Below are 24,141 nucleotides of genomic sequence, written 5' to 3' on the forward strand. Positions count from 1 at the left end.
TAAAGACAGAGTAGCTGTAAGGCTACCCTGAATAAGGAGGAATAGACAAATGCCCTTAGTTACATCTACTGAAATGTTCAAAAAAGCTTACGAAGGCCACTATGCTGTTGGTGCCTTCAACGTCAACAACATGGAAATCATCCAAGGTATCGTTGCCGCAGCACAACAGGAAAAATCCCCGCTGATTCTGCAGGTAAGTGCCGGCGCCCGCAAATACGCTAACCACATCTACCTGATGAAGCTGGTTGAAGCAGCAATCGAAGACACCGGTCTGCCTATCTGCCTGCATCTGGACCACGGCGAAGATTTTGACATCTGCAAAGCCTGCGTCGACGGCGGCTTCACCTCCGTTATGATTGACGGCAGCAAGCATCCTTTTGAAGAAAATATCGAAATGACTCGTCGTGTTGTTGAATATGCACACGAAAGAGGCGTTGTAGTTGAGGCAGAGCTTGGCCGACTGGCAGGTGTAGAAGACGCTGTTAAGGTTAACACCAAGGACGCTACCTACACCGATCCCGATCAGGCTGTAGAATTCGTTGAACGCACCGGCTGCGACAGCCTGGCAATCGCTATCGGCACCAGTCATGGCGCTTACAAATTCAAAGGCAAACCGGAACTGGACTTCGCACGTCTGGAAAAAATCACCAACTTGCTGCCTGGTTATCCTCTGGTTCTGCACGGTGCTTCCACCGTTATCCCGTCCTTTGTTGAAGAATGCAACAAGTACGGCGGCAAGCTGGACGGCGCTCAGGGCGTACCTGAAGACATGCTGCTGCAAGCAGGCAAATTTGGTGTTTGCAAAATCAACATCGATACCGACCTGCGCCTGGCAATGACCGCTTCCATCCGTAAGCACCTGGTAGAAAACCCCGGCGACTTCGATCCTCGCCAATACCTGAAACCCGCACGTCAGGCTATCCAAGATATGGTTGCTCACAAAATGCGTGACGTACTCAACAGCAGCAACAGACTGTAAGCTATAACGATTTAAAAACTAAAATGCACCATTCCCTACTGTCAAGGAATGGTGCATTTTTTATTTATGCAAAGCGTATATCATTTTTTCTTACAAATCCTTCAGGATATCATCCATGTACTTATGCAGCTTTTCCAGCTTCTTGCGTACCATAACCGCCTTATCCGGGTTACGCGCCACAATCTGTTCGATTTTGCTGCGCTGCAGCAGATAATCGTGTTCCATACCACGCATGTAAGCACGCAGGTCGATAGCAGCAGGCTCAACCTGAACCATTTCGGATTCATGCATCTGCCACTCGGTACCATTGATTTCGGCGCAGTCACCAAAGTGCGGGATGTAGGTTGCCGTTCCCAGATTGCGTCCCAAAGAATCTGCCAGCTCCATAGCTGCATCAAGCTCGCCGTGTGTAACGAAAAAGGCCTTGGGCACCTCCTTCATGCTGCTATACCAGGCTAACAGCTGCTGCTTATCCGCATGAGCGGAAAAACCCTTCATATTGTAAATTTTGGCGTTGACTCTGATATCCTCGCCCATAATCTTAATGCGCTTAATACCTTCTATCAGCCTGCGTCCGATAGTGCCCTCCGCCTGATAGCCGGCAAAAACTATGCTGCTGTCCTCACGCCACAGATTATGCTTCAGGTGATGCAGAATACGACCGGCATCTGCCATGCCACTGGCCGAAATAACAATCTTGCTGCCCGGAATTTCGTTAATCGCCATGGATTCCTGCACCGTGGCGGTAAAGCGCAAATTATGCATAGACACCAGCCTGCGTCCCTGCATTGCGTAAAGCGCCCGCGCTTCCTCATCATATTCCTCGGGATTCGTCATAGTAATCTGCGTAGCTCTGTTGGCCATAGGACTATCTACATAAATCGGAATCTCCGGAATTTTGCCTTCCGCCTGCAGCTTTTGGAAATAGTACAGCAGTACCTGCGTACGCCCTACAGCAAACGCAGGAATGATAACGTTACCGCCACGCTCGACAGTATCGTTGATAATATTCGCCAACTCGCCCTCTTTATCGTAGGCTTCATGGATGCGGTTGCCATAGGTAGATTCCGTAACAATAAAATCGGCACCGCCTGCTGCCGCCGGGTCCTCAATAATCGGCTGGTTGGGCTGGCCGATATCGCCGGTAAAAATCAAGCGCGTCTTTTTATCGCCTTCGTTAACAGACATTTCTACGAAAGCAGAACCAAGAATGTGTCCTGCAACGCTGAAGGTGACGGTAACACCGGGAACAACATTAAAGGCTTCACCAAAGCTGCGCAGCTTGAACAAATGCAAGGCTCTGGCAGCATCATCAACAGTAAACAGCGGCTCGACAATTTTTTTGCCGGCACGCATGCCCTTGCGGTTGGCGTATTCCGCCTCACCCTCCTGAATGTGCGCACTGTCCGGCAGCAAAATCGAGCACAGCTCCTCTGTCGATTTAGTGCAATAGATGGGGCCGCGGAAGCCTTCCTTGACCAGCTTCGGCAACAGACCGCTGTGGTCAACATGGGCGTGCGTCAATACAACAGCCTCAATCTCTCCCGGATGAAATAAAAAGTCCTTTTCGTTCAGCGCTTTTATCAGCTTGGAGCCTTGGAACATGCCGCAGTCTACCAAAAACTTGTGTCCGCCGACCTCCAGCAGATAGCAGGAACCGGTAACGGTGCGCGTTGCACCTAAAAAAGTTATTTTCATCGCAAAGCCTCCATTCTGCAAGTAGTATTTTCAGTTATATTTTATAATTCTACAAAACGAAGGGAAAATCCTTTTTATTGGGGAAATTAGTGGGATGAGAAAAAAGCACGCTGTTACACGTGCTTGATTAACGATGTTAAATTAGTCTAACAAAAAAGCAGCTGTTCGGATTTCCCGAATAACTGCTTAATATCGATACTATTCTTCTGCTTCAAACATACAATCATGAGGATATGGCCATTCTTTTAACTCTTTAGATTTTTCGAGTTCTTCTTGAATGTCTTTCTCTAATTGTTCAGGTGTAAGCTTTAAGTAATCAGGATTGATATAATCCTTTACATAAGTAACTGTCATTTTAATTCTCTCTACATTATACCGTGGCTTTTGCTAAAAATCTCCATTGTTTTCAAAATAGCCTTCTCACTATCTAAATTATATGGCACATCTTGATATTTTTCAACCATTTTGTCATATCCAGTAGCAGAAAACGGTAGAGCATTTTCTGTCGAATAGATATACTCTTCCATTATGGCAAGCTACAACTCCAAATTTATACCCTCGATAACCAGCTGTAGCAAAATCTGCGCTAGTCGGCGGAATGTTTGTAGCGTGATTATGAATTGATATAAGTGCATTTCTCTTATGTTTTTTGATTTCATCTTTTAGTTTATCGGTATATTTCGTTAAACCATCTTCAGAATTAGTAGTTAAGCCCACCAACTGCTTTCCATCAGCAGTCATAACACATAAATCTTCACTGTATTTTCCACTTTAATGTATAAGCATAGCCTTGCAACGCTCATATACAGCTCTATTTAGCGTCCTATCATCAGACAAAGCATCAAACTTTCTCTTATAATCGGTAGAGTTAATGTATTCTAAATTACAAACTGGGCTTCCCACTCCATGAGAATAACTTCTTTCAAATGTTTGCAGCCTGCTCTCCGCTTCCCGCAGCCCAGCATAACCACGCAACTTGCGCCAATCTTCACTGTCTTCCCACACCTTCAAGCACGCCACAGCACGAGTACCGCACTATTTTTCTCTCCGTTGTCAGCTTCTTCTTATCCACCAGTATAAAATCAATATACCACTAGCTAAACCATGAGCCCATATAACCCACTCATGTAGGCTCATTTGGGGAAAATTTCTTACAGCTTCAACTAGGATGCTAATAGTGAATAACCAAATTAGTATTTTTATTTTTGTTAAAACGTGGTAGAATATAGGCAGGAGGACGATTGCTCGTCCTACCTGCCGCCCTCTTTATTTACGCTTCTTGCTCTTGCGATTTACAGGGGGGCTTTTTTGCTGCTTTTTAATTTATACAGCAACATTCAACATTATATTTTCCAACTGAAGAATAAACTACCATGGAGTAATACGAGAATGCCATAAATAAAGCCTGCTATTTCATTGAGTTGAAAAGCAGGCTTTTTCTAATGCATTCTAAAGTGTTTTAAATAGGCAGTTGGAACAAATATTGGACAAAGCAGTATTTTTCTCATTTTCCTTTCGTCCTTTAAAGCTTCAGCATACAAAAAGAACCGCATTCTCATGCGGTTCCTGAAGTTTTAAATTTGGTCGGGGCGGCGAGATTCGAACTCACGGCCTCTTGTACCCGAAACAAGCGCGCTACCAAACTGCGCCACGCCCCGACATTTGTTGTTGCTGTTCATCAGCAACGAATGTAATTATAAAGCATCTTTAAGCTTTTGTCAACACTTTTTTTGAAAAATTTTATCCTTGGGTAACAACGCGGATGCTGGTAACCTCAAAAGCCTCAGCAATAGCCGGCAAAATCTCTCTTTCAATGTTGGTACGGTGCAGCTCGTTTTCAGCAACAAGCATGATACGGGTATCAGCATAGTTGATGTTGTGCACCTTGCTTACAAGGCGCTTGAAGGTTTCCTCACCGATAATTTCCTTCAGCTTTTGCAGACGTGCAAAAACCTCCGGTTTTTCCTTCTGCATACGTTCTTCCAAGGGAGAGAACGGTACAGTCACAACTCTGGCATCACGGGCCAGGACATAATTCTCCTCGCCTTCGCCAGGTACTACTAAATCGTCACGCATAATTCTTCCTCCATCTCTATATCTAACTAAATGAACCTGCATAACGCAGAATTTATTCCCTTTTATTATATGTCACAAGCACTTTTTCGTCAAGCAGCAGGAAATTCAGCATTAAACGAGAATACTATAAAAAATACATTTGACGAGGGGTGTTCATATATGTCTATGAAAGAAGATTTTAAAAAATTTGCTATGCGCGGTAATGTTATGGATATGGCCGTCGGCGTTATTATCGGCGGTGCTTTCGGCAAAATCGTCAGCTCTCTGGTAAACGATGTCGTTATGCCTCCATTAGGCATGGCGCTTGGCAAGATGGATTTTTCCAATCTGTTTATCAGCCTCAACGGCAAGGAATATGCTACGCTGGAGGCAGCAAAAAAGGCTGGTGCGCCTGTGCTCGCTTACGGCAGCTTCATTAATTCCGTACTTGATTTTCTGATTCTCGCTTTTGTCATCTTCCTGATGATTCGCCAGATCAACAAGCTCACTCCGGAACCGGCGCCTGCACCGGAGCCGCGTCTGTGCCCTTACTGCAAATCCGAGATTGCCGACGACGCAACCCGTTGCCCGCACTGCACATCTCATTTGGAATAACAGTTTACACTTTCGGCTGATATTCGGGATTTTTTCCTGCATATCAGCCATTTTCACTTTTATAAAGTCTTTTTCATTTGCTAAAAACAAGCTTATATTGTATAATGTAGATTATATATATCGCCTAGGCTGTTTTTTACAGCTTAAATTGTAAGGAGGTTATCTGATGTCTGTTTATGACGTGCTTATGGAACGTGGCTTTATTAAGCAAATGTCCCATGAAGACGAGATTAAAGAATTATTAGAGAAGGAAAAAATCACCTTTTATATCGGTTTTGACCCCACCGCGGACAGCCTGCATGTAGGCCATTTCATCGCCCTGATGATGATGAGCCATATGCAACGCGCAGGCCATCGTCCTATCGTACTTTTGGGCGGCGGCACCGGCATGGTAGGCGACCCGAGCGGCAAGGACGAAATGCGTAAAATGCTCACTCCGGAATTCATCGCTCACAATATTGCCTGCTTCAAAAAGCAGATGAGCCGTTTCATTGATTTCGGTGAAGACAAGGCTATCATTGTAAACAATGCCGACTGGCTGTTAGACCTTAACTATGTTCAGCTGCTGCGCGAGGTTGGCGTACACTTTACCGTTAACCGTATGCTGGCTGCCGAATGCTTCAAGAAGCGTTGGGAAAAAGGCCTGACCTTCTTTGAATTCAACTATATGATTATGCAGGGCTACGACTTCTGGAAGCTGCACCATGACCATAACTGCATTATGGAGCTGGGTGGCGACGACCAATGGTCCAACATGCTTGCCGGCGTAGAATTAATCCGCCGCAAGGATCAAAAACCTGCTTACTGCATGACCTGCAAGCTTTTGACCACCAGCGATGGCCGCAAGATGGGCAAAACCGAAAAGGGTGCTCTGTGGCTTGACCCGGAAAAAACTTCTCCGTATGATTTCTATCAATACTGGCGTAATGTTGCCGACAGCGACGTAGAAAATTGCCTGTCCCTGCTGACATTCCTGCCGATGGATGAGGTTCGCCGTCTGAGCGCACTGAAGGATGCAGCTATCAACGAAGCTAAAAAAGTACTGGCCTATGAGGTTACCAAACTTGTTCATGGCGAAGAAGCAGCGCGTCAGGCGCAGGAGGCTACCGAAGCACTCTTCGGCGGCAATGCCAAAGACATGAGCAACGTACCGGCAATCGAAATTACCCCGGAAGATATGACTGCCAAGATTATCGATGTACTGACTGCCGCTAAAGTTTTCAGCAGCAAACGCGAAGCTCGTCAGTTAATCGCCCAAGGCGGCCTGACTGTAGCAGACACTGTCCTGCAGGATGCAGAAGCATGCCTGAGCGCAGACATGTTTGATGCAGACAAGAGCCTGTTAATCCGTAAGGGTAAAAAGAAATATTTCCGTCTGCTGGTAAAATAAGCCTTTAAAAGCCATCTATGCTCCTGACGGACTAGGTGGCTTTTTCTATGATTTCGAAATACAGACTACTCTTTTAATTAAGGTAGTAATAAGGAGCTCTTAATGCAAAACGATAAAATCAATCTTTCATTAATCATCCCTATCGGCCTGATGTTATTTTCCTTCTTCTTCGGTGCCGGCAACTTAATTTTCCCGCCTGTTTTAGGCCAAATGGCAGGCGAAAACATTTCCTGGGGCATGTTCGGCTTCTGCCTGAGCGGCGTCGGCTTCCCGCTTTTGGGCGTACTCGCTATGGCTATGAAGCAAAGCGATAACCCGGACTCCATTGCTATGCCTATGCATCCCCTGTATGCCCGCGCCGTTACCATTCTCTGCGCACTGGCTATCGGCCCGCTGTTCGCTATTCCGCGTACCGCTGCCGTTTCCTTTGACACCGGTATTCACAGCCTGCTGCCTGCTTCCTGCGAAGCTATCGGCCTGCCGGTATACACCGTGTTCTTTTTCGTTCTGACCTATTTCTTTTCTATTAATCCGTCAAAAATTATCGGTCATATCGGTAAATTTTTGTCCCCCATGCTTTTGATTTGTCTGGCAGTTCTCGTGGTCTGCGTTTTCGTAAATCCTACCGGCAGCCTGAAAATGCCTAATCCGGACTTTGCTGCATCTCCGTTCTTCCGCGGCTTCCAGGAAGGCTATAATACCATGGACCTTCTGGCAGCAATTCTGTTCGGTTCTATTACTATCAAGGCTATTGAGGCTCAGGGCATTACCGATAAAAAGGTTCTGACCAAGCTCTGCTCTTATGCCGGCCTGATTGCAGCCTTCTTCCTTGCTATCATCTATGCAGCACTGGCTTACACCGGCGCACTAAGCATCAATGTTTTCGGTGTTATTCCTAACGGCGCTACTCTGCTCAGCAAAATCTGTACCTACTACATGGGCTTCGGCGGTCAGGTTGTATTGGCCTTGATTATCTTCTTCGCCTGCCTCACCACCAGCATCGGTCTGACAACTGCTATCTCCGGTTATTTCTCCGAGCTTAGCAATAATCGTATACAATACGAGCGACTGGTATTCTTCATCTCTGCTTTCAGCCTGGTAGTAGCAAACTTCGGTCTGGAAAACATCATTAAATTCTCCATTCCTGTTATCTGCATGCTCTATCCGATTATTATCGCTCTGGTAATTCTCAACATCGGTCGTGCAATTATCCATGATGATCAGCTGACCTTCCGCATCTGCCTGATACTGACAACTATTTTCGCTGTTTTCGACGGTCTGCGCGTTGCCAACATCCGCTTCATGGCCTTGGATAACTTCCTAGCGCAGAACCTGCCGCTGTTTGACATCGGCTTCGGCTGGGTTGTTCCCTGCTTCGGCGGTATCGCTGTAGGCCTGCTGCTGAAGGCTGTAAGAAAAGCTAACTAATAATTTTATTCATAATCAATTAGAGAGTAAGGTGTAATTTATGTCTAACGAACAACAATGCAGCAATGCATCTTCCTGCGGCCGCAGCAGCTGTGAAGGCTGTCCTTCCGCAGCAGCTGCTGAAAAAACACAGGCAACTGATTTCCGTGCGCAGCTCAATCCGATGAGCAGCGTCAAAAAGGTTATCGCTGTAGTCAGCGGCAAGGGCGGTGTAGGCAAGTCCCTCATCACCGGTCTTTTAGCAAGCAGCATGCAGCGCCGTGGTAAGCGCTGTGCTGTTTTGGATGCTGATATCACCGGTCCGTCCATGGGACATAACCTTGGCGTGAACGGCAAGGCCAAAGCCAACGAAATCGGTATTCTGCCTCTGACTGCTCCCTGCGGTCTGGAGGTGCTTTCTGCCAATATGTTTTTGAAGAATGATTCTGACCCTGTTGTTTGGCGCGGGCCTCTGCTCGCCGGCATGGTAAAGCAATTCTGGAGCGATGCCATCTGGACAGATATAGACTTTATGTTTGTTGATATGCCGCCGGGAACCGGTGACGTACCACTGACCGTCTTCCAATCCCTGCCTGTCGACGGCATCATCATCGTAACCTCTCCGCAGGAGCTTGTTTCCATGATTGTTGCCAAGGCAGTAAAAATGGCACGCATGATGAACATTCCGATTCTCGGTCTGATTGAAAACTACGCTTACTTCCATTGCCCTGATAACGGTAAGGATTACGAAATCTTCGGCCCCAGCCATCTGGCAGAAACTGCTGACGCCTACGGTCTGAAGGTGCTCGCCCGCCTGCCGATTAATCCGTCCCTGGCAGCAGCCTGCGACGCAGGCAAGCTGGCGGACTGCCATGTAGCAGAGCTGGATGATTGCTGTGATTTTTTAGCTGATAATTTTCAGTAAGCATTTTTAAAGGGAGGCTTTTGTCATGTCTATAGAAAAGGTTCGTACATACTTGAAACAATTTAATGCAGATAATCGTATCATAGAGTTTGCAACCTCCAGCGCTACCGTAGAGCTGGCAGCACAGGCAGCAGGCTGTGAGCCTGCGCGCATTGCCAAAACCCTTTCCTTTAAGCTGCATGATGACAGTGTTATCCTCATTGTTACTGCAGGCGATGCCAAGGTAGATAACGCCAAGTACAAGCATTTCTTCGGCTGCAAGGCCAAAATGCTGACTGCTGACGAGGTAGAACCGGATATCGGCCACGCTATCGGCGGCGTCTGCCCCTTCGGCATCAACGACGGCGTTAAGGTTTATCTTGACGTTTCCCTCAAACGCTTTGTAACCTTCTTCCCTGCCTGCGGCAGCCACAACAGCGCTATTGAGCTTACTCCGAACGAATTGGAGCAGTACAGCGCCAACTGCCAGGGCTGGGTAGATTTGTGCAAGGGCTGGCAGGAATAAGCCTTTATAACAACATCAAATTCAATCTTTAATACGCAGCAGATTCAGCGTCCGCTGCGTTTTTTACGCATAAAAAGACCTCCTGTAAGCAGATTTTTTCAACTGTTTACAGGAGGTCATTTTTCATATGCTTGTAAATTTTTCACAAGCTATTTTTTCATTTTGCAAATCATCTGCGTCATAGTACCCATCGGGCAAAAGGTACACCAGGTTCTCGGCTTGAACAGCGCCATTACTGCCAAGCCAAGCAGCATAGAGGTCAGCATTACGCTGTAAAAGCCAAAGGCATACTGCGCAACCCACGCCGAAGAGCTGCCGGCAGTGTAGGCCCACGCCCAAGGAAGCTTAAACGTCCAGAGCAGCGTCACAACCTCACGCAGAGACTGCGCCTGCGTTGCTACAAGATAAGTCTGCCACAGCATGTTGCCAAACATAGCCATAAAGAAGCACAGAAAGCCGAAGCGGAACCATTTGGCGACCAAAAGCTCCGGCGTAGCGCGATTACGTGACCACTTCCACTCGCCGCCCAGCTTTGCCAGCAGCAAGCCGCGTCCGCAGTAACGGTTGCAGAACAGCTTGTTGCCGCCAAACAGTGCCAACAAAACAGGCACCATAAAATCAATCATTCCCAGCCAGGCAAAAAGGATATTGAAAAAGCCCAGGACAAAAAAAATTATCGGCCATAGCCAAAGATAATCATACCAATGCTGCGTTTTTTTAGCCATCTGTTGCCACCCTGATGCTGCCTGCAGGACAGGTCTTGGCGCAGAGGCCGCAACCAACGCAGCGCTCCTTGTCTACCCTTGCGAAGCATCCCTTATATACACTTATCGCCTGACGCGGGCACACCTGCGTGCAGGCACCGCAGGAAACGCATCTGTCCTCGTTTACCAACGCAAATCTTTTCATAACGCCACACGTCCTTTAACGCAAATACGCAAGCGCGCTCTGAGCCGCAATAGCGCCGTCATTAGTAGCCGTCACAACCTGACGCAGCACCTTGTCGCACACGTCACCGGCGCCATACACACCGGGAATTGCAGTTGACATATCGCTGTGCACAACAAGATAGCCCTTGTCATTGGTAATACCCAAATCACGGCAGAACTCTGTAACAGGATCCGCGCCGATATACGGGAATACGCCTTTTGCAAGCATCGTTTCTGTTGCTCCCGTCTGTTTGTTGAGCACCTTGAGGCCCGCAACGCGATTATTTTCGATAATAACCTCCTGCGGTACACGCCATGTCAACACCTCAATCTTCGGATTAGCAGCCACCTTATCCTGCGTAATCTGCTCTGCGCTGATGACATCACGGCGCGCCAGAATCGTAACCTTCGATGCAAATTCCGCAAGATACAGTGATTCCTCAAAGGCAGCATTGCCTGCACCCACGATAATCACCGGCTTATTGCGGTAGAACGCCGCATCGCAGACAGCACAGAAACTGATGCCGCGGCCGATCATCTCCTGCTCACCGGGAATATTCAGCAAGCGCTCCACTGTACCGGTAGCGATAATCACAGCAGGCGCCGTAAACTCCGCACCGCTTTCACAGCGCACACGTCGTTCCGTTCCCTCAATCTCCAGCGCTGCAACCTTCTCATAAAGATAGGACGTGCCCAAAGCCATCGCCTGCTCATAAATATCGTAGGCCAGCTGTGAGCCATTGACGTTCTTGATACCGGGCCAGTTTTCAATCTCAAAGGTTTTTATCAGCTTGCCGCCGGGAGCGAAGGATTCCAGCACCAAAGTCTTCAAGCCAGCGCGGCGCGCATAAACAGCTGCCGTCAGGCCGGCAGCACCGCCGCCGATAATAATCAGATCATAGCTTCTATCGGGAGCCTGCTCCACCGGCGGCTCGTTGCCCAACAGCTTTTCCAGTCTTGCCTGCAGGCGCTCCTTCGGCAGAAAGCCGGCATAGCGCGAAGCAACCTCGCCGTTTTTAATAAAGAACAGACCGGGAATAATGGTTATGTCCATTTCCTCCGTCAGCTCCGGCTCCTTATCTATATCAATCTTGACGATGTCTATACGCTCGCCCATCTCCTTAGAAATATCCTCCAGCACGTAACTGAGCATCTTACAAGGACCACACCAGGTCGCATAAAAATCTGCCAAAAACGTTTTCTTCTCGGCCAGCATCTGCTTGAACTCTGCAGCCGTCGGGTTTACAATAATCGCCATTTAAATCAGGCCTCCTTTGCGATGAAGTTTTCGTAGTTTATCTTATATCAGTGATGTCCGCCGCAGCCATGCTCGTGACCCTCGCCGTGCTCACCGTGGTGATTGCATTTAACAGCGGGGTTGTAGTCCAAATTACCTGCCAGCAAAGCCTCTACCGCTGCGTCTGCGCTGCCGCTTACGCCGCCGTACAGCTTAATGCCTGCAGCAGCCAGCGCCATCTGCGCCCCGCCGCCGATACCGCCGCAAATCAGAACGTCTGCCTTCAGCGCGGCCAATACACCTGCCAAAGCACCATGACCTTGGCCGTTGGTATCCACAACCTCGGACGCAACAACTTTGCCGTCCTGCACATCATAAACCTTAAACTCCTCGGTATGTCCGAAATGTTGAAAAATCTCGCCGTTTTCATAGGTTACTGCAATTCTCATGATATCTTCTCCCTTTTCCTTGTATTTTTCATATAATTTTTGCTTAAAGCAATCCACGCAGCCGCAGCCTGTACTGCTGCCGTTACAGAGCCGGAAATCGCCGCCTTCGATACGCAGCGGCCGTCCTTCTACAACAAAATCCGCCAGCTTCTTGCGCGCCGTTTCGTAAATGCGCTGCACTGTCGTCCGCGCAATCTGCATAAAGGCCGCGCACTGCTCCTGACTCATGCCGCGCCTGTCAATCAGGCGAATCGTTTCATATTCGTCAACAGTAAGAACAATCGGCTCCTGCTCTGCATTATTGTTTTGCGGTAAAAACTCCAGCGTTTGCGGATAATGGCAAACCTTTCTGCATTTCACTTTTCTAGGCATCTGATTTCCTCCTCTCTAAGTCCATTATATAAGCGAAACGGGCATATGTCAATTATATTTTTGACATATGCCCATTTAAATTTTACACCAGCAAATATTCTACTCTTCTTCCAGATAAAATTCCCACGCACAGCCGTCAGGACTTTCCGTACAATCAGGGAAGCAGCTCAGGCAACGGCATTTAATGCGCGCGTCAATCGTAGCTGCAAAGCCGCTGTATTCGTAAATGCCGACCGATTTGCAAGGATGATACGGCATACCCTTGCGGCTGCGCGCCGTCTGCACACGGCAGTCGCGGTTGCGGTAAACAAGACTGTTGCCTTCACGAATGCATTCATGCTCGTTCAAATTGCCGTAAAAGCGATAGTGCAACGCCTGCTCCAAGCCCTCTAAGCCGGGATTCTCCGGCAGCTGCAAAACTCCTTGATGCGCTTGGCTTCAATCACAGTAAAGCGCTTCCATGCCTCCTCATCATGGTACATGGCCTCTGCCATGCCTGATTTGCGTTCAATCGACTGGAACCAAACGCCGTCATGCGCCAGCCAGTTTTTCGCATAAAGCTCAATCAGCTCCAAAAGCTGTTCTTTGCTCAGCTCTGCAAGATATTTATTGTACATGATGAATAACCTCCTTTGTGGGGGGATTGTAATTTTAAAACAACGGTTTCATCTTTCCTTCTTTATCATCCAAGCACCTCTCCGCCATCTCTTTCAACGTATACTCTTCAAGATGCTCAAAGAAAAATGCCCGCTTAGGATTTAGCGGTAGCGACTTGCTCACCGCCACGTTATATTCTGCTCCCTTGGCAAAGTCTGTTGTCAAAAGCTCCGCCTTGTCCTTAACCTGCGCCAGCAATTCCGCTCCGGCTTCACTGTTCACCAGCACCAGCGTAACGCCCTTATCATCATCAAATTCCGGGTACTGTTTATCAATGCCCCAATAATCGGCAATCGTGATATCCGCCAGGCTGCGCTTATTATTAAACGCGCACTCACCGCAGGACGGACGTATGCTGATATTATTCAGGAAAAGGCGCATATAGGTTTCCTGCCGCTTGCTTGCGCCAAAGCGCTGATGCTCGGTAAAGAACAAGGTCTCGCCCTGCTTCCAACCCTTCGCCTTATCGCGGAATTTCACCTGCACAACAGGCTCGCCTGCCTCCTGCGCCAGCTCCCGCAAATGCTTTTGATAAACCTTGGGACTAGGCACACCATGACAAACAACATCAACCGTCAAAAGATTCTCCGACGGCTTTACCATATATCTTTTCAGACCGGCAATCTGGCACGGCGTACCGCTGAACAGAACCTTTCTGCCTGCACGTAAAATTTGCCGTACCTCACTGTAAATCTTGCCGATTTTGCTCTGTACATACTTCGAACCGCGCAGCTTAGGCAACTCGTCAAGGCTGTTCACCAACACATGCTGCACATTAAGCTGCTCATCCAGCGCAGCGCCGACCACAACGCCTCCCTGCTGCAGGATTTCTTCGGCAAAAAGCGTAAACATTCCTCCGCTGGAGCTGGTAAAGCGCACAGCATCATCGTTATTCTTGGCGCCATACACAGCAAGCAGCTCATGCTGCTGTGGCTTGTGCAGCATAGGGCAGACATTTTCACATAAACCGCAATCCATACACATTTCTTCGTTGATCTTGGGATACAAAAAGCCTTCCTCGTCCGCAGTCATTCTTATACATCCACGCGGGCAGATATTGGCGCAGGCACTGCAGCCTGTACAGTTTTGTTTGCTGCTCAGCTCAATCATGTCTTTAACCTCCCTATTGCTATCGCTTGTTATAACGTTTATTTCGGCGTAAAGCTCCGCTTAAGTGATTTTTCTTTTATTATATCACAAAAAAGCCCTCTTGCTTGCACTATCTGCGATTCTGTCACTATGCGCTGACGCTGCTTGACAGCGTAATTTCTAGCGCACAAAAACAGAGCTGACTTTCGCAATTCGCCAAAGTCAGCTCTTATTTTTTACTATTCTCTTGCCAATCCAATCTTACTCACAAAAATCTGCCGGTAATGCTGTTTGCGTTTGCCTTAATCTCCGCCGGCGTTCCGCAAGCCACAATGCGTCCGCCTGCATCACCGCCGCCAGGTCCCATATCGATAATATAGTCAGCGTTACGAATAACGTCTAAATCATGCTCAATGACAATAACCGTTGCCCCATTATCCAAAAGTGCCTGAAAAACCTCCAGCAGCACCTGCACATTCAAAGGATGCAGACCAATCGAAGGCTCATCAAAAACAAAGACAGAATCATGCTGCGTTCTTCCGATTTCGCTGGCCAGCTTCAAGCGCTGCGCTTCACCGCCCGATAAGCCGGGAGTTTCCTCACCCAGCGTTAAATAGCCAAGACCAAGCTGACGCAGAACATTCAGCTTTTGGCTGATGCCTTTCATATTTTTACAGAACTCAAGAGCAGTATTTACGTCCATAGCCATCAACTCCGGCAGCGAAGCACTCTCCCCCGCCTCGTTCGTCAGCCTGATATCATAGGCCGCCTTCGCGTACCGCGAACCGCGGCAGTCCGGGCAGGGTATATCCACGTCCGGCAAAAATTGTACGTCCAAACTGACAACGCCTGTTCCGTCACAGCCTTGGCAGCGAAGTGAGCCTGTGTTGTATGAAAAAGCACCGGCCTTATATTCATGTGCTTTGGCTTCCGGCAATTTGGCGTAGAGCTTACGCAAATCATCATGAATGCCTGCATAGGTAGCGACAGTAGAACGGACGTTGATTCCGATAGGTGTCGCATCAATTAGCTTAACGTGCTCAATCCCCTCAGCATTAACGGCACGGATATGCTCAGGCAGCGTCTTGCCGTCAATCGCCGCAGCCAGCGCAGGCACAAGGCTTTCCAAAACCATTGTGGTTTTACCGGAACCCGATACGCCGGTAACAACTGTCAGCCTGCCCTTCGGAATATCTATTTTCAACGGTTTAACGGTATGTATCGATGCGGTAGCAAGATGAATGGTGCCGTCAGCAAACAGCTCCTGCTTACGAGCGCAGCTTTTCCGCTTTGCCGCTGCCTTTCCGGCAAGGAACGGGCCGATTTGCGAAGCAGGATTTGCTTCTATCTCCGCTATTGTTCCCTGCGCAATTACATGGCCGCCGCCGGCGCCTGCCTGCGTTCCCATTTCCACAAGCCAGTCCGCCTCCTGCAAAATCTGCGTATCATGGTCCACAAGGATTACAGAGTTACCGTCTGCCACCAGGTCATGCATTACGCCGGTCAGTCCCACGATATTGGAAGGATGCAGACCGATTGACGGCTCATCCAGCACATAAAGAACTCCGGTAGTACGATTGCGGACAGCACGCGCCAGCTGCATCCGCTGCCTCTCTCCCGTAGAGAGCGTAGCAGCGGAGCGGTCAAGCGTAAGATAACCTAATCCCAAATCCATTAACCGCTTTGCTGTGCCGGTAAATGCTTCGCAGATGCGTTCCGCCATCGGATGCATTGCCTCCGGCAGGCTTTCGGGAACACGCTGCACCCATGTCACAAGCTGTGCCAACGTCATGCTGCAGGCCTCGTCCAGCGAAATCCCCAACAGCTCCGGCGCACGCGCAGCTACGGAAAGACGCGTACCGTGGCAGTCGGGGCAGATATCTTCCTTCAAAAACTTTTCTACGCGCTTCATGCCCTTTTCATCTTTTACCTTAGGCAACGCATTTTCGACTGTATAAACAGCGTTGAAGTAGGTAAAATCAAGCTCAGCAAAATCGTTGGAGTTGCTTTTCTTCGGATGGTAGAGAATATGCTTCTTTTCAGCAGGACCGTGATAAACGATATCCTTCTCCTGCTCCGTCAGCTCGCGAAAAGGCACATCTATACGCACACCCATCTCCTTGCAGACATCCGTCATCAGTGACCACATCAGGCTGTTCCACGGCGCAACTGCGCCTTGCTCGATTGTAAGCGATTCATCCGGCACCAACGTGCTTAAATCTACCGTACGGACGCTGCCGGTACCGCCGCAGGTTTTGCAGGCGCCCTGCGAATTGAAGGCCAGTTCCTCGGCAGACGGCGCATAAAACTGTTCGCCGCACTCCGGGCAGGTCAGCTTCTTGCCTGCAGCAACCAAAAGCGTCGGCTCCAAATAATGTCCGTTGGGACAGCGATGGCTGGCAAGACGCGAATACATCAGACGCAAGCTGCTCAGCAGCTCCGTGCCTGTGCCGAAGGTACTGCGGATTCCCGGCACACCGGGGCGTTGGTGCAGCGCCAAGGCAGCAGGAACATACAGCACCTCATCTACGGAAGCCTTGGCAGCCTGCGTCATGCGTCGGCGCGTATATGTCGAAAGCGCCTCCAGATAGCGGCGTGAGCCTTCGGCGTACAGCACGCCAAGCGCCAGGGATGATTTGCCGGATCCGGATACACCCGCAATGCCGACAATTTTCCCCAAGGGAATATCTATATCAATATTTTTCAGATTGTGGACCTTCGCTCCACGAATAAGCATTTTATCAATCATTTTTTTGCTCCTGTATGAATTAAATTGCTTCTAAAATATACATGATATGTTTAATTTAGTCTAACACTATAACAATACAAGTGCAACTTGTGCGCAAGCTTTTTTATTCTTCAAATTTAAAGCGCGCAAAAAAGCATAATAAGCTGCATTATCACAGCTTATTATGCCTTTGTTATTTTTCTCATCTTATAAAACAGACTTCCGATTGCCTAAAAGTTTTATACGCAGGACTAGCGCTTTGCAAACAGCTTTCTCAAAGAAATTATATCCGTCGCAAAGGCATACGTCCCATCACTCTTGCGCAGAGGATAAATCTCCTCCTGCAGCCACTGATAAAACTCCCTGCTAAGCTCATCATTCAGCTGCCACTTGGCCTTTACAGCGCCATGACGCAGCGTAGCCTCCGCCACCCGGCGCAATCTTTTCCACTTCGAATAGTACGCCAGCTTCAGCTTCGTCATAAAATGCCTGCCGTCCTCGATAACAAAGCCTTCAATATGCTGACCGTTATACAGATAATCCTCCTGCATAATCGTTTTCAGCCACACCTGCAGTTCATCCCAAGATGCCAGCGTGCAGGCCTGCTCTTTAACCTCAACCTGCAGCTGCTCGCCCAAAGCAATCAGCTCCGCATACGGACGATGCGCAAAACTCAGCTCGTTTTCAATAATCTCCAGCAGTACGACCTGTGGCTTCCTGTATTCGATAATATGCGGGTCCATCTCCGGCTCAATGCACTCAAAGATAACCGAGCAATTATTAGTCTTAACAAAATTCTCCAAAAGCTGCATGCGTTCCTTAAGCTCCGCAGCCAAGGTATTTTTGAAAATCTTCGCATATAAGCCGTACATATCACCCTTAGAGGTTACAAGCAGCTTTTTCTGTGCGCTGTCATAACCGACAATGCCAAGAAAACCATTGACCTTCACATAGGCCTGCACCGGAAACTGCAGATTGTGCCTCAATGCGTTCAGCTTCGTTTCCGGGCGCTCATCAAGATTAAAAAATTTATCATAGCTGCGTGCGACAATTTTTTCTGTCCGCTTGTTGATGTACAAGCCTCTTGCCTTGCAGGTAACATCATCCCATGCCTTGTTGTAAAAAGCGTCACGGGTAAAGTTAAAGGAAGAAATTACACCGAAACTCTTCTCTTTAATCAACGGATTACCGGCAAAGTTGGCCAAAAGCTGCTGCACATTCTCAATCTTGGCATTTGCTTTGCTGTCCTTTGCGCCCTTCTTTTTATCAAGATACTCTAAAGCGTTACCGACAGTAACTACGGCAAAGCCATCCTCGCTAAGCTCCAGCGCCCGCAGCTGACCGCCCATTTCCACCGCTCCGTCCAGATTAAAGCAATGCTCGTTAACCTCCGCCGGCACACCCTCATAATTGCGGTGTCCGTGAACCTGATACTCGTTTGCAGCTGCGTGCTTGGCAAAAGACATATCAACATCCAAAGCATCCTCATACACGCCAGTGCCGTAAATCAGCTCCGCTGTCGCTACCAAGGATAAATTCTCCGGCATCCGCGCCAATCCGCCATGACTGACCAAAACCTTTTTTCCCTGATATGTATAGCAGAAGCACTGCGACAATTTCCTGTAAAAATTATACACTGCTTTCCTGCTCAGTCCTGCTTGCGCCAGCTCCGATGCCGTCTGCATGCGGAACTCCTTCGAAGCAACGCCATCTGCCAAACCGTAATCCCGCAAATTAGCTTCATGGTTACCTTCCAGCAACGTAACGTTATCTAATGCGGCAAGCTGCAACAGTAATTGCAGAACCTCGGCATTCTCGCTGCCCCTGTCGATATAATCGCCAAGGAAAATATAGTAGTTCTGCGGATTTATTTCCTCAAGATATTCCTTCAGCGGCTTATAACAGCCATGAATATCACCGATATGAATTACCTTTTTATAGGCAGATAAATCGCGTGGCTTGTACCAAATTTTCAAAAGCTCCTCCGGTTTAATTACGGTAATACCGGACGGAACCTTATTATCCGCCAGCTGAGCATACATTCTCTCAATAACATTTTCCGGAACCTGTTTGTATTCCTCACGCAGCATATTCCTTTTCTTTGCTTCTTCCAATGTAATATCAGTAAAATCAACCACATAAATGCGATATTTATACTCATTGGCGAGCTTTTTATACGCAGTCATATCTCTGCCACGGATGTTGGTGGCATCTACGACCGTAAAGCAGCCACGCTTCATGCGCTCCTCCAGCGTCTGCAGCAAAAAAGGCCACATCTGCTTATCAAAATGCGGGCTGATGCACCATCTGCCTGCATTATCCAGCATCGGCGAAGCATATAACAGGCGTAACCCATCTGCGCTCAATGTATAAGGCTCCAGCCCCTGCTCTTTTATAAACGTGCTCTTGCCAGAGCCAGGCACACCACGCATCAATAATAAAATTCTCATATCAATCACCTTACTTAACTAATACTTTGCAGCTAAAAAACTGCCTATAAATGCCGAATATTTTTCAGCTATGGGCAATTCATAGTCTGCCTCAAAGCTCTTTCTTTTTACGGATACTACTTTTTCTGAAACCGGATTATAGCCTTGGCGAATATACTCCTTGCTGTATACACCGATGCCTCTTTTCTGCCATTGCGGTACATCGTTGTAGTTTATATTCCTTGCAAAGAGAAGCTCATTTTTGAAGGCAACACTTTTCGCCCGCAAATACTGCGTAGCCTCATTTTTCGACTGGCCTTCCTTACGTAACGTCCAATAACACCAGGAGTTCAGCGCATTGCGATTTGCGTCCTCCTGCCGCCATAAAAAATAATCCTTTACGAGTTCAATATTAGGCAAAGGCACCACTCTGCAATCAAAGCAGACCGCCTTACCAAGTGCCAAGGAAAAGTAACCGCTAGCCTCACCTGCTAATATAGTATTTATTTTGCGTACTTTGTTAGCAAAAGCGCTGTTATCGGGACTGAACAGCAAGGATATTTCATCACTTTCTGTATAACCGTACAAAACCTTGAAACCGCAATTCATAATATGCTTTGTCGTATCAACCATCAAATCACGAAAGCGTGAGTCAAAGGGTGCCTCAATTTGCATATCTCTCGCGTTAATTTAGTAAAACTGCGTCCGTCCAGCCTTGCTGCTATATACATTCCCGGAACTATATATTGATCAATGCTCTGTTCATACACTCGCATCCGTTTATCAAAATCATCAAATTTCATTATCTAAAGCTCCTTCCATTCGCGTAAAAATTTTCTTGGTACGCATTCTGTTAACCACACACCGTTTATCGAAAGGTAAAACTTATAGCCCGCTCTCGCCATATCGCCTGCAAGGACTTCGTAGATAAACGGCTCTCCATGTCTTTTGCCTACATTATGCGCTGTTTCGACATTCGCCGATAAATGCACATACAGCCTTTGCTTGGCGATAAGTCCCTGTCTGTTGATGCTCGCAACATATTTAACGCCAGTCCCGTGATATAAAAGCTCCGGCGGCACAGCCTCCCGAAGCTCCACATCAACCCTCACGGAATGCCCTTGATTTGCTCTGATTCTCTTCTTATCCTCGCTGAATGCGAAACGTTGCTTATCATCTTCAGCAACAATATGCTCCAGCATAAGCATATTAAATGCTTCAATACGATTAAAGGCAACAAGCAGCGCCTCCACCTGCGCCCAACCATGCACATCCAGCTCAATGCCGACTGCTTGCGGTTTATGTCGCAGCACCAGCGCCAAAAATCTTCCCCATTCGTTTAAGCTTTTGCTCATAGCATTTCCCCGCCTTATAAAAAAGCAGAACTCCCGAAACTATAGCCATAGTCCCCGGAGTTCTGCTTCTTCTTACGATTATAAATTTTTGCCGAAGCCTTGACCTTAGTAATCGGCTTCACATTTCCCCAGTTGCCTCGTTTGGAGGCGTTGACTATCTTTTGCTGTTTTTTCGACATTTTCTCATAGCTTACAAATCTTTCCATATGCTTATTCCTCCATTATCTGTTCTGTTTTATAAAAATAGCTTGTTGCTATGTTAATCTTAACACAGCAGCAAGCTATAATCATGGAAAAAAACATGCGCACTTAAAATTCTGCGCTGCATTGCATTTGCTCTCTTAGCTTTTTCCTGATAAGCTCCTTAAAGTCCTCCGGCTCACGAACCTTAACCGTCGGTCCGAAGCTCAGCACACGGAAAAGCATTTCGGTTTCATCGCCCTTATCATACCTCACTGTTAAAAGGTAATGCGACTCGTCAAGCTTTTCCGTTTCCTTCGCCAGGTCGGAAAAATGCATCAATGCGCGCACCATCGTACTGCGTTCATCCTCAATTTCCAGAACAAGAGTCTGCTTGGAAAGCTCTCCCTTCTTCAAGTTTTTTATATGCTCAACTGCCTCTCCCGCTTCTACGGATATTATTCTGCCTAAATTCAGCGTCACCTGCTTACGCTCGGCTATTGCCTGCAGGCGAAACTTATCGTCCTTGGCCGAATATTCCAAAGACACCGGCACCAAATCCGTCCAGACAATAATCGTTCCCTTATTGCTCCGGTACGAAGCATTCAGATAACGCTTTTCCCGCACGGCATGAAGAATTTCCCGGAAGTTTGCTCTATATTTAGGATTGGTATAAGCATCGCCATCCACAAAGCGGTCGAAAAAGACAAACTGCTCAGGCCTGTACAAAGGCTCTACAGACTGCAAAGCAGCCTGCTGCCTCGCAATCTCCTCATCAGAAAAGAATAAGCTGATTTTTTCATCAAGGAGCAAGGTTTTCAGCCATCTTTTCTGCAGAGCAGTCAAAGGCATCGTCGGCTTATTTTTCAGCGGTGTCCCAAGTTCCGGCGTCAGCAGTTTCCATGTACCGTCAGCAAGTGCAGGCAAAAGCTGCAGCATGCTGTCACCATAAGCACCCTCGCTGACAAGCTGTTGCATGCTTGCTGCAGACAGTTTTCCGTCAAGCGCTTGTGTCAGCACCTTCGCCACAACATTATAATATGTTCCGTAAACCTCGCTGAACACTGTGCTCATCTACGCTTCACCTGCTTTCTTCACGCCATACATGGCGTACACCTCTGCCAAATCCTGCCAAAACTTTTCTTCCACAGCCTTATTGCTGCAGTAAAAGCTTTCAATACGACCGATAAAGGTACGCAGCCAGGGCAGCATTTCGCCTGCATCATGCACATCGGCAATAAAACGATAATGCTCGGCATCTGTTTTTTCCACTCGTCCGCAGCGCTTTTCCCGCTCCAGACATTGCAGAATATACGGCTCGTCACTGCTGATGCGCACGACAAGCTCTACATGCTCCAAGGCATCAGCATCGGCAGGCCCTCTGTTCATAGATACTCCCCACAAATGCTGTTCCATCTGCTCAGCCATGGCGCAAAACTTGTCGTAATCGTGCACAGGCTTCGCTTCCAGAACACGTTCCAGATTATCCAGACGGCAGAAAATAATCCTATGTGCCTTAAAGAACCAGCACATCACATAACGCCGGCCGCTTTGCGTGCTTACATAAATCTTCAGCGGCAGCACGCGAAAAGAAATGTTCTTGCCTCTGGAAGAACAGCTTTCAATACGCACGCACTGCCTGCGCTCCATTGCCGCCAGTAAATCAAGCAGCACATCACTCTCCAAAGCATGCAGCAGATAATGATGCTTATAGGAAAATACACTGCTGCCCGTAGCAAGCTTATCCTCTATAAAGCTGCCTACAACACCTATCTGATTAGTTTCGGCAAAAAAGCTCACGGCCTCACGCCAAGCATCTAAATCGACCTCATCCTTGCTGCGCTCATAATATAACTCCCGCCCGCACTTTTCATTTTCTATTAAACCAAGCTCTGCATATTCTGCCAATTTCTTGCGCACAGTGGAAATATCCAGCGCCACTGGTTCGTCAAAACAAGATAAATACGCTGCATCCAGCCTTTCCATAAGCTGACGCAGAGTAAATTTTTCACCAGGCTGCAAAATATCCAGCAGGAAAAAATGCAGCATGATATCATTAGCCGTAAAGCTCTTGGCTTTTAATGCTTTATAAAAAGGATTATGCCGGATTTTTCTGCTGTCTACGGAAATAAAGCAGTTCTTACCGCCGGCATTCTGGCGGAAATACATATACTCACCCAGCCAGCTTTCAATGCGTCTGCGCTCGTTGTCATAGCTACGAGCGCTTTTATCCGCAAAATCAGCTCTGCTCTTAAAGCCAAAGACATAAAAATCACGCATCAGCTGCCGTATATTATCAAAGTTTTTTATTAACTCATTAAAAGCCACGGCCAGCACCCTCCTTCCGCAGCAATTCCGCTAAACAGTATTTCCAAAAATACGCTGATAATTCAGTGTTGCTTTTTTACTTAAGCACTGATTTATCCTTAGTATATCACACACCAACGACAGATTTTGTCTATGTCAAATAAGTGAATACACTCTAAAATAAAAAAGTAAATACGTTTTTTTCTGCATTACAAGCAACAAGAAAAGCGCAGCTATCAGCATACTTTATGCATGTATAACAGCTACGCTTTTTTTGCCATTGATAAAAACTTACGCACTTGCGAGCTTAAAGCTTATGTGCGGATTTTGCCGAAAGCCTCAGCCCTCATCCTTGATATTTTCTATTTCGTCCTGCACATCATTACGCCGCTCTTCCAAATCGTCATAGCTTTCACCGTTAGCCTGTCTTTCTGCTATTTCATCCTCTATATCGGACTTTTCTTCTTCAAGATTCAACAGCTCTTCTCTCGAAGCATACGCATAATTATCTTGAGAAAAAATAAACGGCAAGACAGCAAACAACGACATACTCAGCAGCGCTTTAGCTATAATACTTTTTATTTTCATAATTGCACCCTCACGATAAATTATCCTCAAAGCGTTTTGCAAAATTCAGCTAACATGTAAGTTATTATTTACCACTCCAAGGTCAAGCCAACCCCGACCTCCTCAATGATATAAACTGCTTTTTATTTTCGTCAACTTCTAGAATTTTCATACAACTTGTTACCCCATCAATTGCCATCTGCTTTATTTCATCAAACTGGAATTTTCAAATTAGTCTTTGCAAATAACCTTTGAACCTTCACCATCA

Annotated in this window: 23 protein-coding genes, 1 tRNA gene and 1 pseudogene; 6 read left to right on the plus strand and 19 right to left on the minus strand. The window is 47.4% G+C overall.

All coding sequences use genetic code 11. From position 1 onward, the window contains the following. Positions 1-49 precede the first annotated feature (49 nt). Positions 50-979: a class II fructose-1,6-bisphosphate aldolase gene (fba, locus tag Q7Q81_RS07130; RefSeq protein ID WP_021719683.1), complete on the plus strand. Its 930-nt coding sequence runs from the start codon at positions 50-52 to the stop codon at positions 977-979. 90 nt (positions 980-1,069) lie between these two features. Here fba and Q7Q81_RS07135 read toward each other — a convergent pair whose 3' ends face one another. The 5 genes from Q7Q81_RS07135 to Q7Q81_RS07155 all read right to left on the minus strand — a co-directional run bounded on the left by Q7Q81_RS07135 (position 1,070) and on the right by Q7Q81_RS07155 (position 4,753). Then, positions 1,070-2,677 carry an MBL fold metallo-hydrolase RNA specificity domain-containing protein gene (locus tag Q7Q81_RS07135; RefSeq protein ID WP_304274828.1) on the minus strand — a complete coding sequence of 536 codons (1,608 nt, stop codon included), beginning with the start codon at positions 2,675-2,677 and terminating at the stop codon, positions 1,070-1,072. Between the two features lie 198 nt (positions 2,678-2,875). Beyond that, positions 2,876-3,031 carry a hypothetical protein gene (locus Q7Q81_RS07140; protein ID WP_304274831.1) on the minus strand — a complete coding sequence of 52 codons (156 nt, stop codon included), beginning with the start codon at positions 3,029-3,031 and terminating at the stop codon, positions 2,876-2,878. A 114-nt stretch (positions 3,032-3,145) separates the two neighbouring features. Then, positions 3,146-3,418 carry a hypothetical protein gene (locus Q7Q81_RS07145; protein WP_304274834.1) on the minus strand — a complete coding sequence of 91 codons (273 nt, stop codon included), beginning with the start codon at positions 3,416-3,418 and terminating at the stop codon, positions 3,146-3,148. Between the two features lie 840 nt (positions 3,419-4,258). Next, positions 4,259-4,335, minus strand: a tRNA-Pro gene (locus Q7Q81_RS07150). A gap of 82 nt (positions 4,336-4,417) precedes the next feature. Then, positions 4,418-4,753, minus strand: coding sequence for a hypothetical protein (locus Q7Q81_RS07155; RefSeq protein WP_021719333.1), 336 nt, complete (start codon positions 4,751-4,753; stop codon positions 4,418-4,420). A gap of 165 nt (positions 4,754-4,918) precedes the next feature. Between Q7Q81_RS07155 and mscL the strand changes: the two genes are divergently transcribed. The 5 genes from mscL (at position 4,919) to Q7Q81_RS07180 (ending at position 9,574) form a co-directional block, all read left to right on the plus strand. Beyond that, positions 4,919-5,347, plus strand: coding sequence for a large conductance mechanosensitive channel protein MscL (gene mscL / locus Q7Q81_RS07160; RefSeq protein WP_363316984.1), 429 nt, complete (start codon positions 4,919-4,921; stop codon positions 5,345-5,347). 166 nt (positions 5,348-5,513) lie between these two features. After that, positions 5,514-6,737 carry a tyrosine--tRNA ligase gene (tyrS, locus tag Q7Q81_RS07165; RefSeq protein ID WP_021719331.1) on the plus strand — a complete coding sequence of 408 codons (1,224 nt, stop codon included), beginning with the start codon at positions 5,514-5,516 and terminating at the stop codon, positions 6,735-6,737. Between the two features lie 102 nt (positions 6,738-6,839). Then, positions 6,840-8,165, plus strand: a complete 1,326-nt coding sequence (brnQ, locus tag Q7Q81_RS07170) for a branched-chain amino acid transport system II carrier protein (protein WP_304274836.1) — start codon at positions 6,840-6,842, stop codon at positions 8,163-8,165. A gap of 40 nt (positions 8,166-8,205) precedes the next feature. Then, positions 8,206-9,069, plus strand: a complete 864-nt coding sequence (locus Q7Q81_RS07175; protein ID WP_304259899.1) for an Mrp/NBP35 family ATP-binding protein — start codon at positions 8,206-8,208, stop codon at positions 9,067-9,069. Positions 9,070-9,094: 25 nt separating this feature from the next. Then, complete coding sequence (locus Q7Q81_RS07180; protein WP_293725239.1) at positions 9,095-9,574, plus strand: YbaK/EbsC family protein; 480 nt, start codon at positions 9,095-9,097, stop codon at positions 9,572-9,574. A gap of 149 nt (positions 9,575-9,723) precedes the next feature. Here Q7Q81_RS07180 and Q7Q81_RS07185 read toward each other — a convergent pair whose 3' ends face one another. From Q7Q81_RS07185 to Q7Q81_RS07255, 14 genes and pseudogenes are all read right to left on the minus strand, one after another. Beyond that, positions 9,724-10,299, minus strand: coding sequence for a 4Fe-4S binding protein (locus Q7Q81_RS07185; RefSeq protein WP_304274838.1), 576 nt, complete (start codon positions 10,297-10,299; stop codon positions 9,724-9,726). Beyond that, positions 10,292-10,483 carry a 4Fe-4S binding protein gene (locus Q7Q81_RS07190; protein ID WP_304274840.1) on the minus strand — a complete coding sequence of 64 codons (192 nt, stop codon included), beginning with the start codon at positions 10,481-10,483 and terminating at the stop codon, positions 10,292-10,294. Before Q7Q81_RS07190 ends, Q7Q81_RS07185 begins: the two co-directional genes overlap by 8 nt. 15 nt (positions 10,484-10,498) lie before the next feature. Next, entirely contained in the window at positions 10,499-11,761 is a 1,263-nt protein-coding gene (locus tag Q7Q81_RS07195) for an FAD-dependent oxidoreductase (RefSeq protein WP_304274843.1), read from the minus strand. A gap of 47 nt (positions 11,762-11,808) precedes the next feature. Next, positions 11,809-12,561: a NifB/NifX family molybdenum-iron cluster-binding protein gene (locus Q7Q81_RS07200; RefSeq protein ID WP_304274845.1), complete on the minus strand. Its 753-nt coding sequence runs from the start codon at positions 12,559-12,561 to the stop codon at positions 11,809-11,811. Positions 12,562-12,732: 171 nt separating this feature from the next. After that, positions 12,733-13,178, minus strand: a pseudogene (locus Q7Q81_RS11080) (DUF6125 family protein); the annotation flags it as partial. A 34-nt stretch (positions 13,179-13,212) separates the two neighbouring features. Beyond that, positions 13,213-14,328 carry a Coenzyme F420 hydrogenase/dehydrogenase, beta subunit C-terminal domain gene (locus Q7Q81_RS07215; protein WP_304274856.1) on the minus strand — a complete coding sequence of 372 codons (1,116 nt, stop codon included), beginning with the start codon at positions 14,326-14,328 and terminating at the stop codon, positions 13,213-13,215. 244 nt (positions 14,329-14,572) lie between these two features. After that, on the minus strand, positions 14,573-17,056 hold the full coding sequence (locus Q7Q81_RS07220) for an excinuclease ABC subunit UvrA (protein WP_304274859.1): 2,484 nt from the start codon (positions 17,054-17,056) through the stop codon (positions 14,573-14,575). Positions 17,057-17,286: 230 nt separating this feature from the next. Next, the gene (locus Q7Q81_RS07225) at positions 17,287-19,485 is read right to left on the minus strand and encodes an RNA ligase (protein WP_304274862.1); all 2,199 of its coding nucleotides are present in this window, start codon (positions 19,483-19,485) and stop codon (positions 17,287-17,289) included. A gap of 18 nt (positions 19,486-19,503) precedes the next feature. After that, the gene (locus Q7Q81_RS07230; protein WP_304274865.1) at positions 19,504-20,139 is read right to left on the minus strand and encodes a tRNA(His) guanylyltransferase Thg1 family protein; all 636 of its coding nucleotides are present in this window, start codon (positions 20,137-20,139) and stop codon (positions 19,504-19,506) included. 131 nt (positions 20,140-20,270) lie between these two features. After that, complete coding sequence (locus Q7Q81_RS07235) at positions 20,271-20,819, minus strand: RNA 2'-phosphotransferase (protein WP_304274867.1); 549 nt, start codon at positions 20,817-20,819, stop codon at positions 20,271-20,273. 14 nt (positions 20,820-20,833) lie between these two features. Next, on the minus strand, positions 20,834-21,025 hold the full coding sequence (locus Q7Q81_RS07240; protein ID WP_021719738.1) for a hypothetical protein: 192 nt from the start codon (positions 21,023-21,025) through the stop codon (positions 20,834-20,836). Between the two features lie 103 nt (positions 21,026-21,128). Continuing rightward, the gene (locus Q7Q81_RS07245; RefSeq protein WP_304274870.1) at positions 21,129-22,073 is read right to left on the minus strand and encodes a WYL domain-containing protein; all 945 of its coding nucleotides are present in this window, start codon (positions 22,071-22,073) and stop codon (positions 21,129-21,131) included. Then, on the minus strand, positions 22,074-23,327 hold the full coding sequence (locus tag Q7Q81_RS07250) for a WYL domain-containing protein (RefSeq protein WP_304274873.1): 1,254 nt from the start codon (positions 23,325-23,327) through the stop codon (positions 22,074-22,076). Positions 23,328-23,645: 318 nt separating this feature from the next. Beyond that, a complete protein-coding gene (locus Q7Q81_RS07255; RefSeq protein ID WP_304274876.1) occupies positions 23,646-23,894 on the minus strand; it encodes a hypothetical protein in 249 nt (82 codons plus the stop codon). Between the last annotated feature and the right edge of the window lie 247 nt (positions 23,895-24,141).

Origin of the sequence: Phascolarctobacterium succinatutens, from assembly GCF_958453765.1 — a bacterium.
Classification (GTDB): domain Bacteria; phylum Bacillota; class Negativicutes; order Acidaminococcales; family Acidaminococcaceae; genus Phascolarctobacterium_A; species Phascolarctobacterium_A succinatutens_B.

Excerpts from the sequence above, each read along its gene's own strand:
- Q7Q81_RS07175 (WP_304259899.1), top strand. The coding sequence starts at position 8,206 with ATGTCTAACGAACAACAATGCAGCAATGCATCTTCCTGCGGCCGCAGC.
- Q7Q81_RS07200 (WP_304274845.1), bottom strand. The coding sequence starts at position 12,561 with ATGCCTAGAAAAGTGAAATGCAGAAAGGTTTGCCATTATCCGCAAACG.
- mscL (WP_363316984.1), top strand. The coding sequence starts at position 4,919 with ATGAAAGAAGATTTTAAAAAATTTGCTATGCGCGGTAATGTTATGGAT.
- Q7Q81_RS07245 (WP_304274870.1), bottom strand. The coding sequence starts at position 22,073 with ATGAGCACAGTGTTCAGCGAGGTTTACGGAACATATTATAATGTTGTG.
- Q7Q81_RS07230 (WP_304274865.1), bottom strand. The coding sequence starts at position 20,139 with ATGCAAATTGAGGCACCCTTTGACTCACGCTTTCGTGATTTGATGGTT.
- fba (WP_021719683.1), top strand. The coding sequence starts at position 50 with ATGCCCTTAGTTACATCTACTGAAATGTTCAAAAAAGCTTACGAAGGC.
- Q7Q81_RS07215 (WP_304274856.1), bottom strand. The coding sequence starts at position 14,328 with ATGATTGAGCTGAGCAGCAAACAAAACTGTACAGGCTGCAGTGCCTGC.
- Q7Q81_RS07225 (WP_304274862.1), bottom strand. The coding sequence starts at position 19,485 with ATGAGAATTTTATTATTGATGCGTGGTGTGCCTGGCTCTGGCAAGAGC.
- Q7Q81_RS07135 (WP_304274828.1), bottom strand. The coding sequence starts at position 2,677 with ATGAAAATAACTTTTTTAGGTGCAACGCGCACCGTTACCGGTTCCTGC.
- Q7Q81_RS07140 (WP_304274831.1), bottom strand. The coding sequence starts at position 3,031 with ATGACAGTTACTTATGTAAAGGATTATATCAATCCTGATTACTTAAAG.
- Q7Q81_RS07185 (WP_304274838.1), bottom strand. The coding sequence starts at position 10,299 with ATGGCTAAAAAAACGCAGCATTGGTATGATTATCTTTGGCTATGGCCG.
- Q7Q81_RS07145 (WP_304274834.1), bottom strand. The coding sequence starts at position 3,418 with ATGACTGCTGATGGAAAGCAGTTGGTGGGCTTAACTACTAATTCTGAA.
- Q7Q81_RS07155 (WP_021719333.1), bottom strand. The coding sequence starts at position 4,753 with ATGCGTGACGATTTAGTAGTACCTGGCGAAGGCGAGGAGAATTATGTC.
- Q7Q81_RS07255 (WP_304274876.1), bottom strand. The coding sequence starts at position 23,894 with ATGAAAATAAAAAGTATTATAGCTAAAGCGCTGCTGAGTATGTCGTTG.
- tyrS (WP_021719331.1), top strand. The coding sequence starts at position 5,514 with ATGTCTGTTTATGACGTGCTTATGGAACGTGGCTTTATTAAGCAAATG.
- Q7Q81_RS07195 (WP_304274843.1), bottom strand. The coding sequence starts at position 11,761 with ATGGCGATTATTGTAAACCCGACGGCTGCAGAGTTCAAGCAGATGCTG.
- Q7Q81_RS07240 (WP_021719738.1), bottom strand. The coding sequence starts at position 21,025 with ATGGAAAGATTTGTAAGCTATGAGAAAATGTCGAAAAAACAGCAAAAG.
- brnQ (WP_304274836.1), top strand. The coding sequence starts at position 6,840 with ATGCAAAACGATAAAATCAATCTTTCATTAATCATCCCTATCGGCCTG.
- Q7Q81_RS07220 (WP_304274859.1), bottom strand. The coding sequence starts at position 17,056 with ATGATTGATAAAATGCTTATTCGTGGAGCGAAGGTCCACAATCTGAAA.
- Q7Q81_RS07190 (WP_304274840.1), bottom strand. The coding sequence starts at position 10,483 with ATGAAAAGATTTGCGTTGGTAAACGAGGACAGATGCGTTTCCTGCGGT.
- Q7Q81_RS07235 (WP_304274867.1), bottom strand. The coding sequence starts at position 20,819 with ATGAGCAAAAGCTTAAACGAATGGGGAAGATTTTTGGCGCTGGTGCTG.
- Q7Q81_RS07180 (WP_293725239.1), top strand. The coding sequence starts at position 9,095 with ATGTCTATAGAAAAGGTTCGTACATACTTGAAACAATTTAATGCAGAT.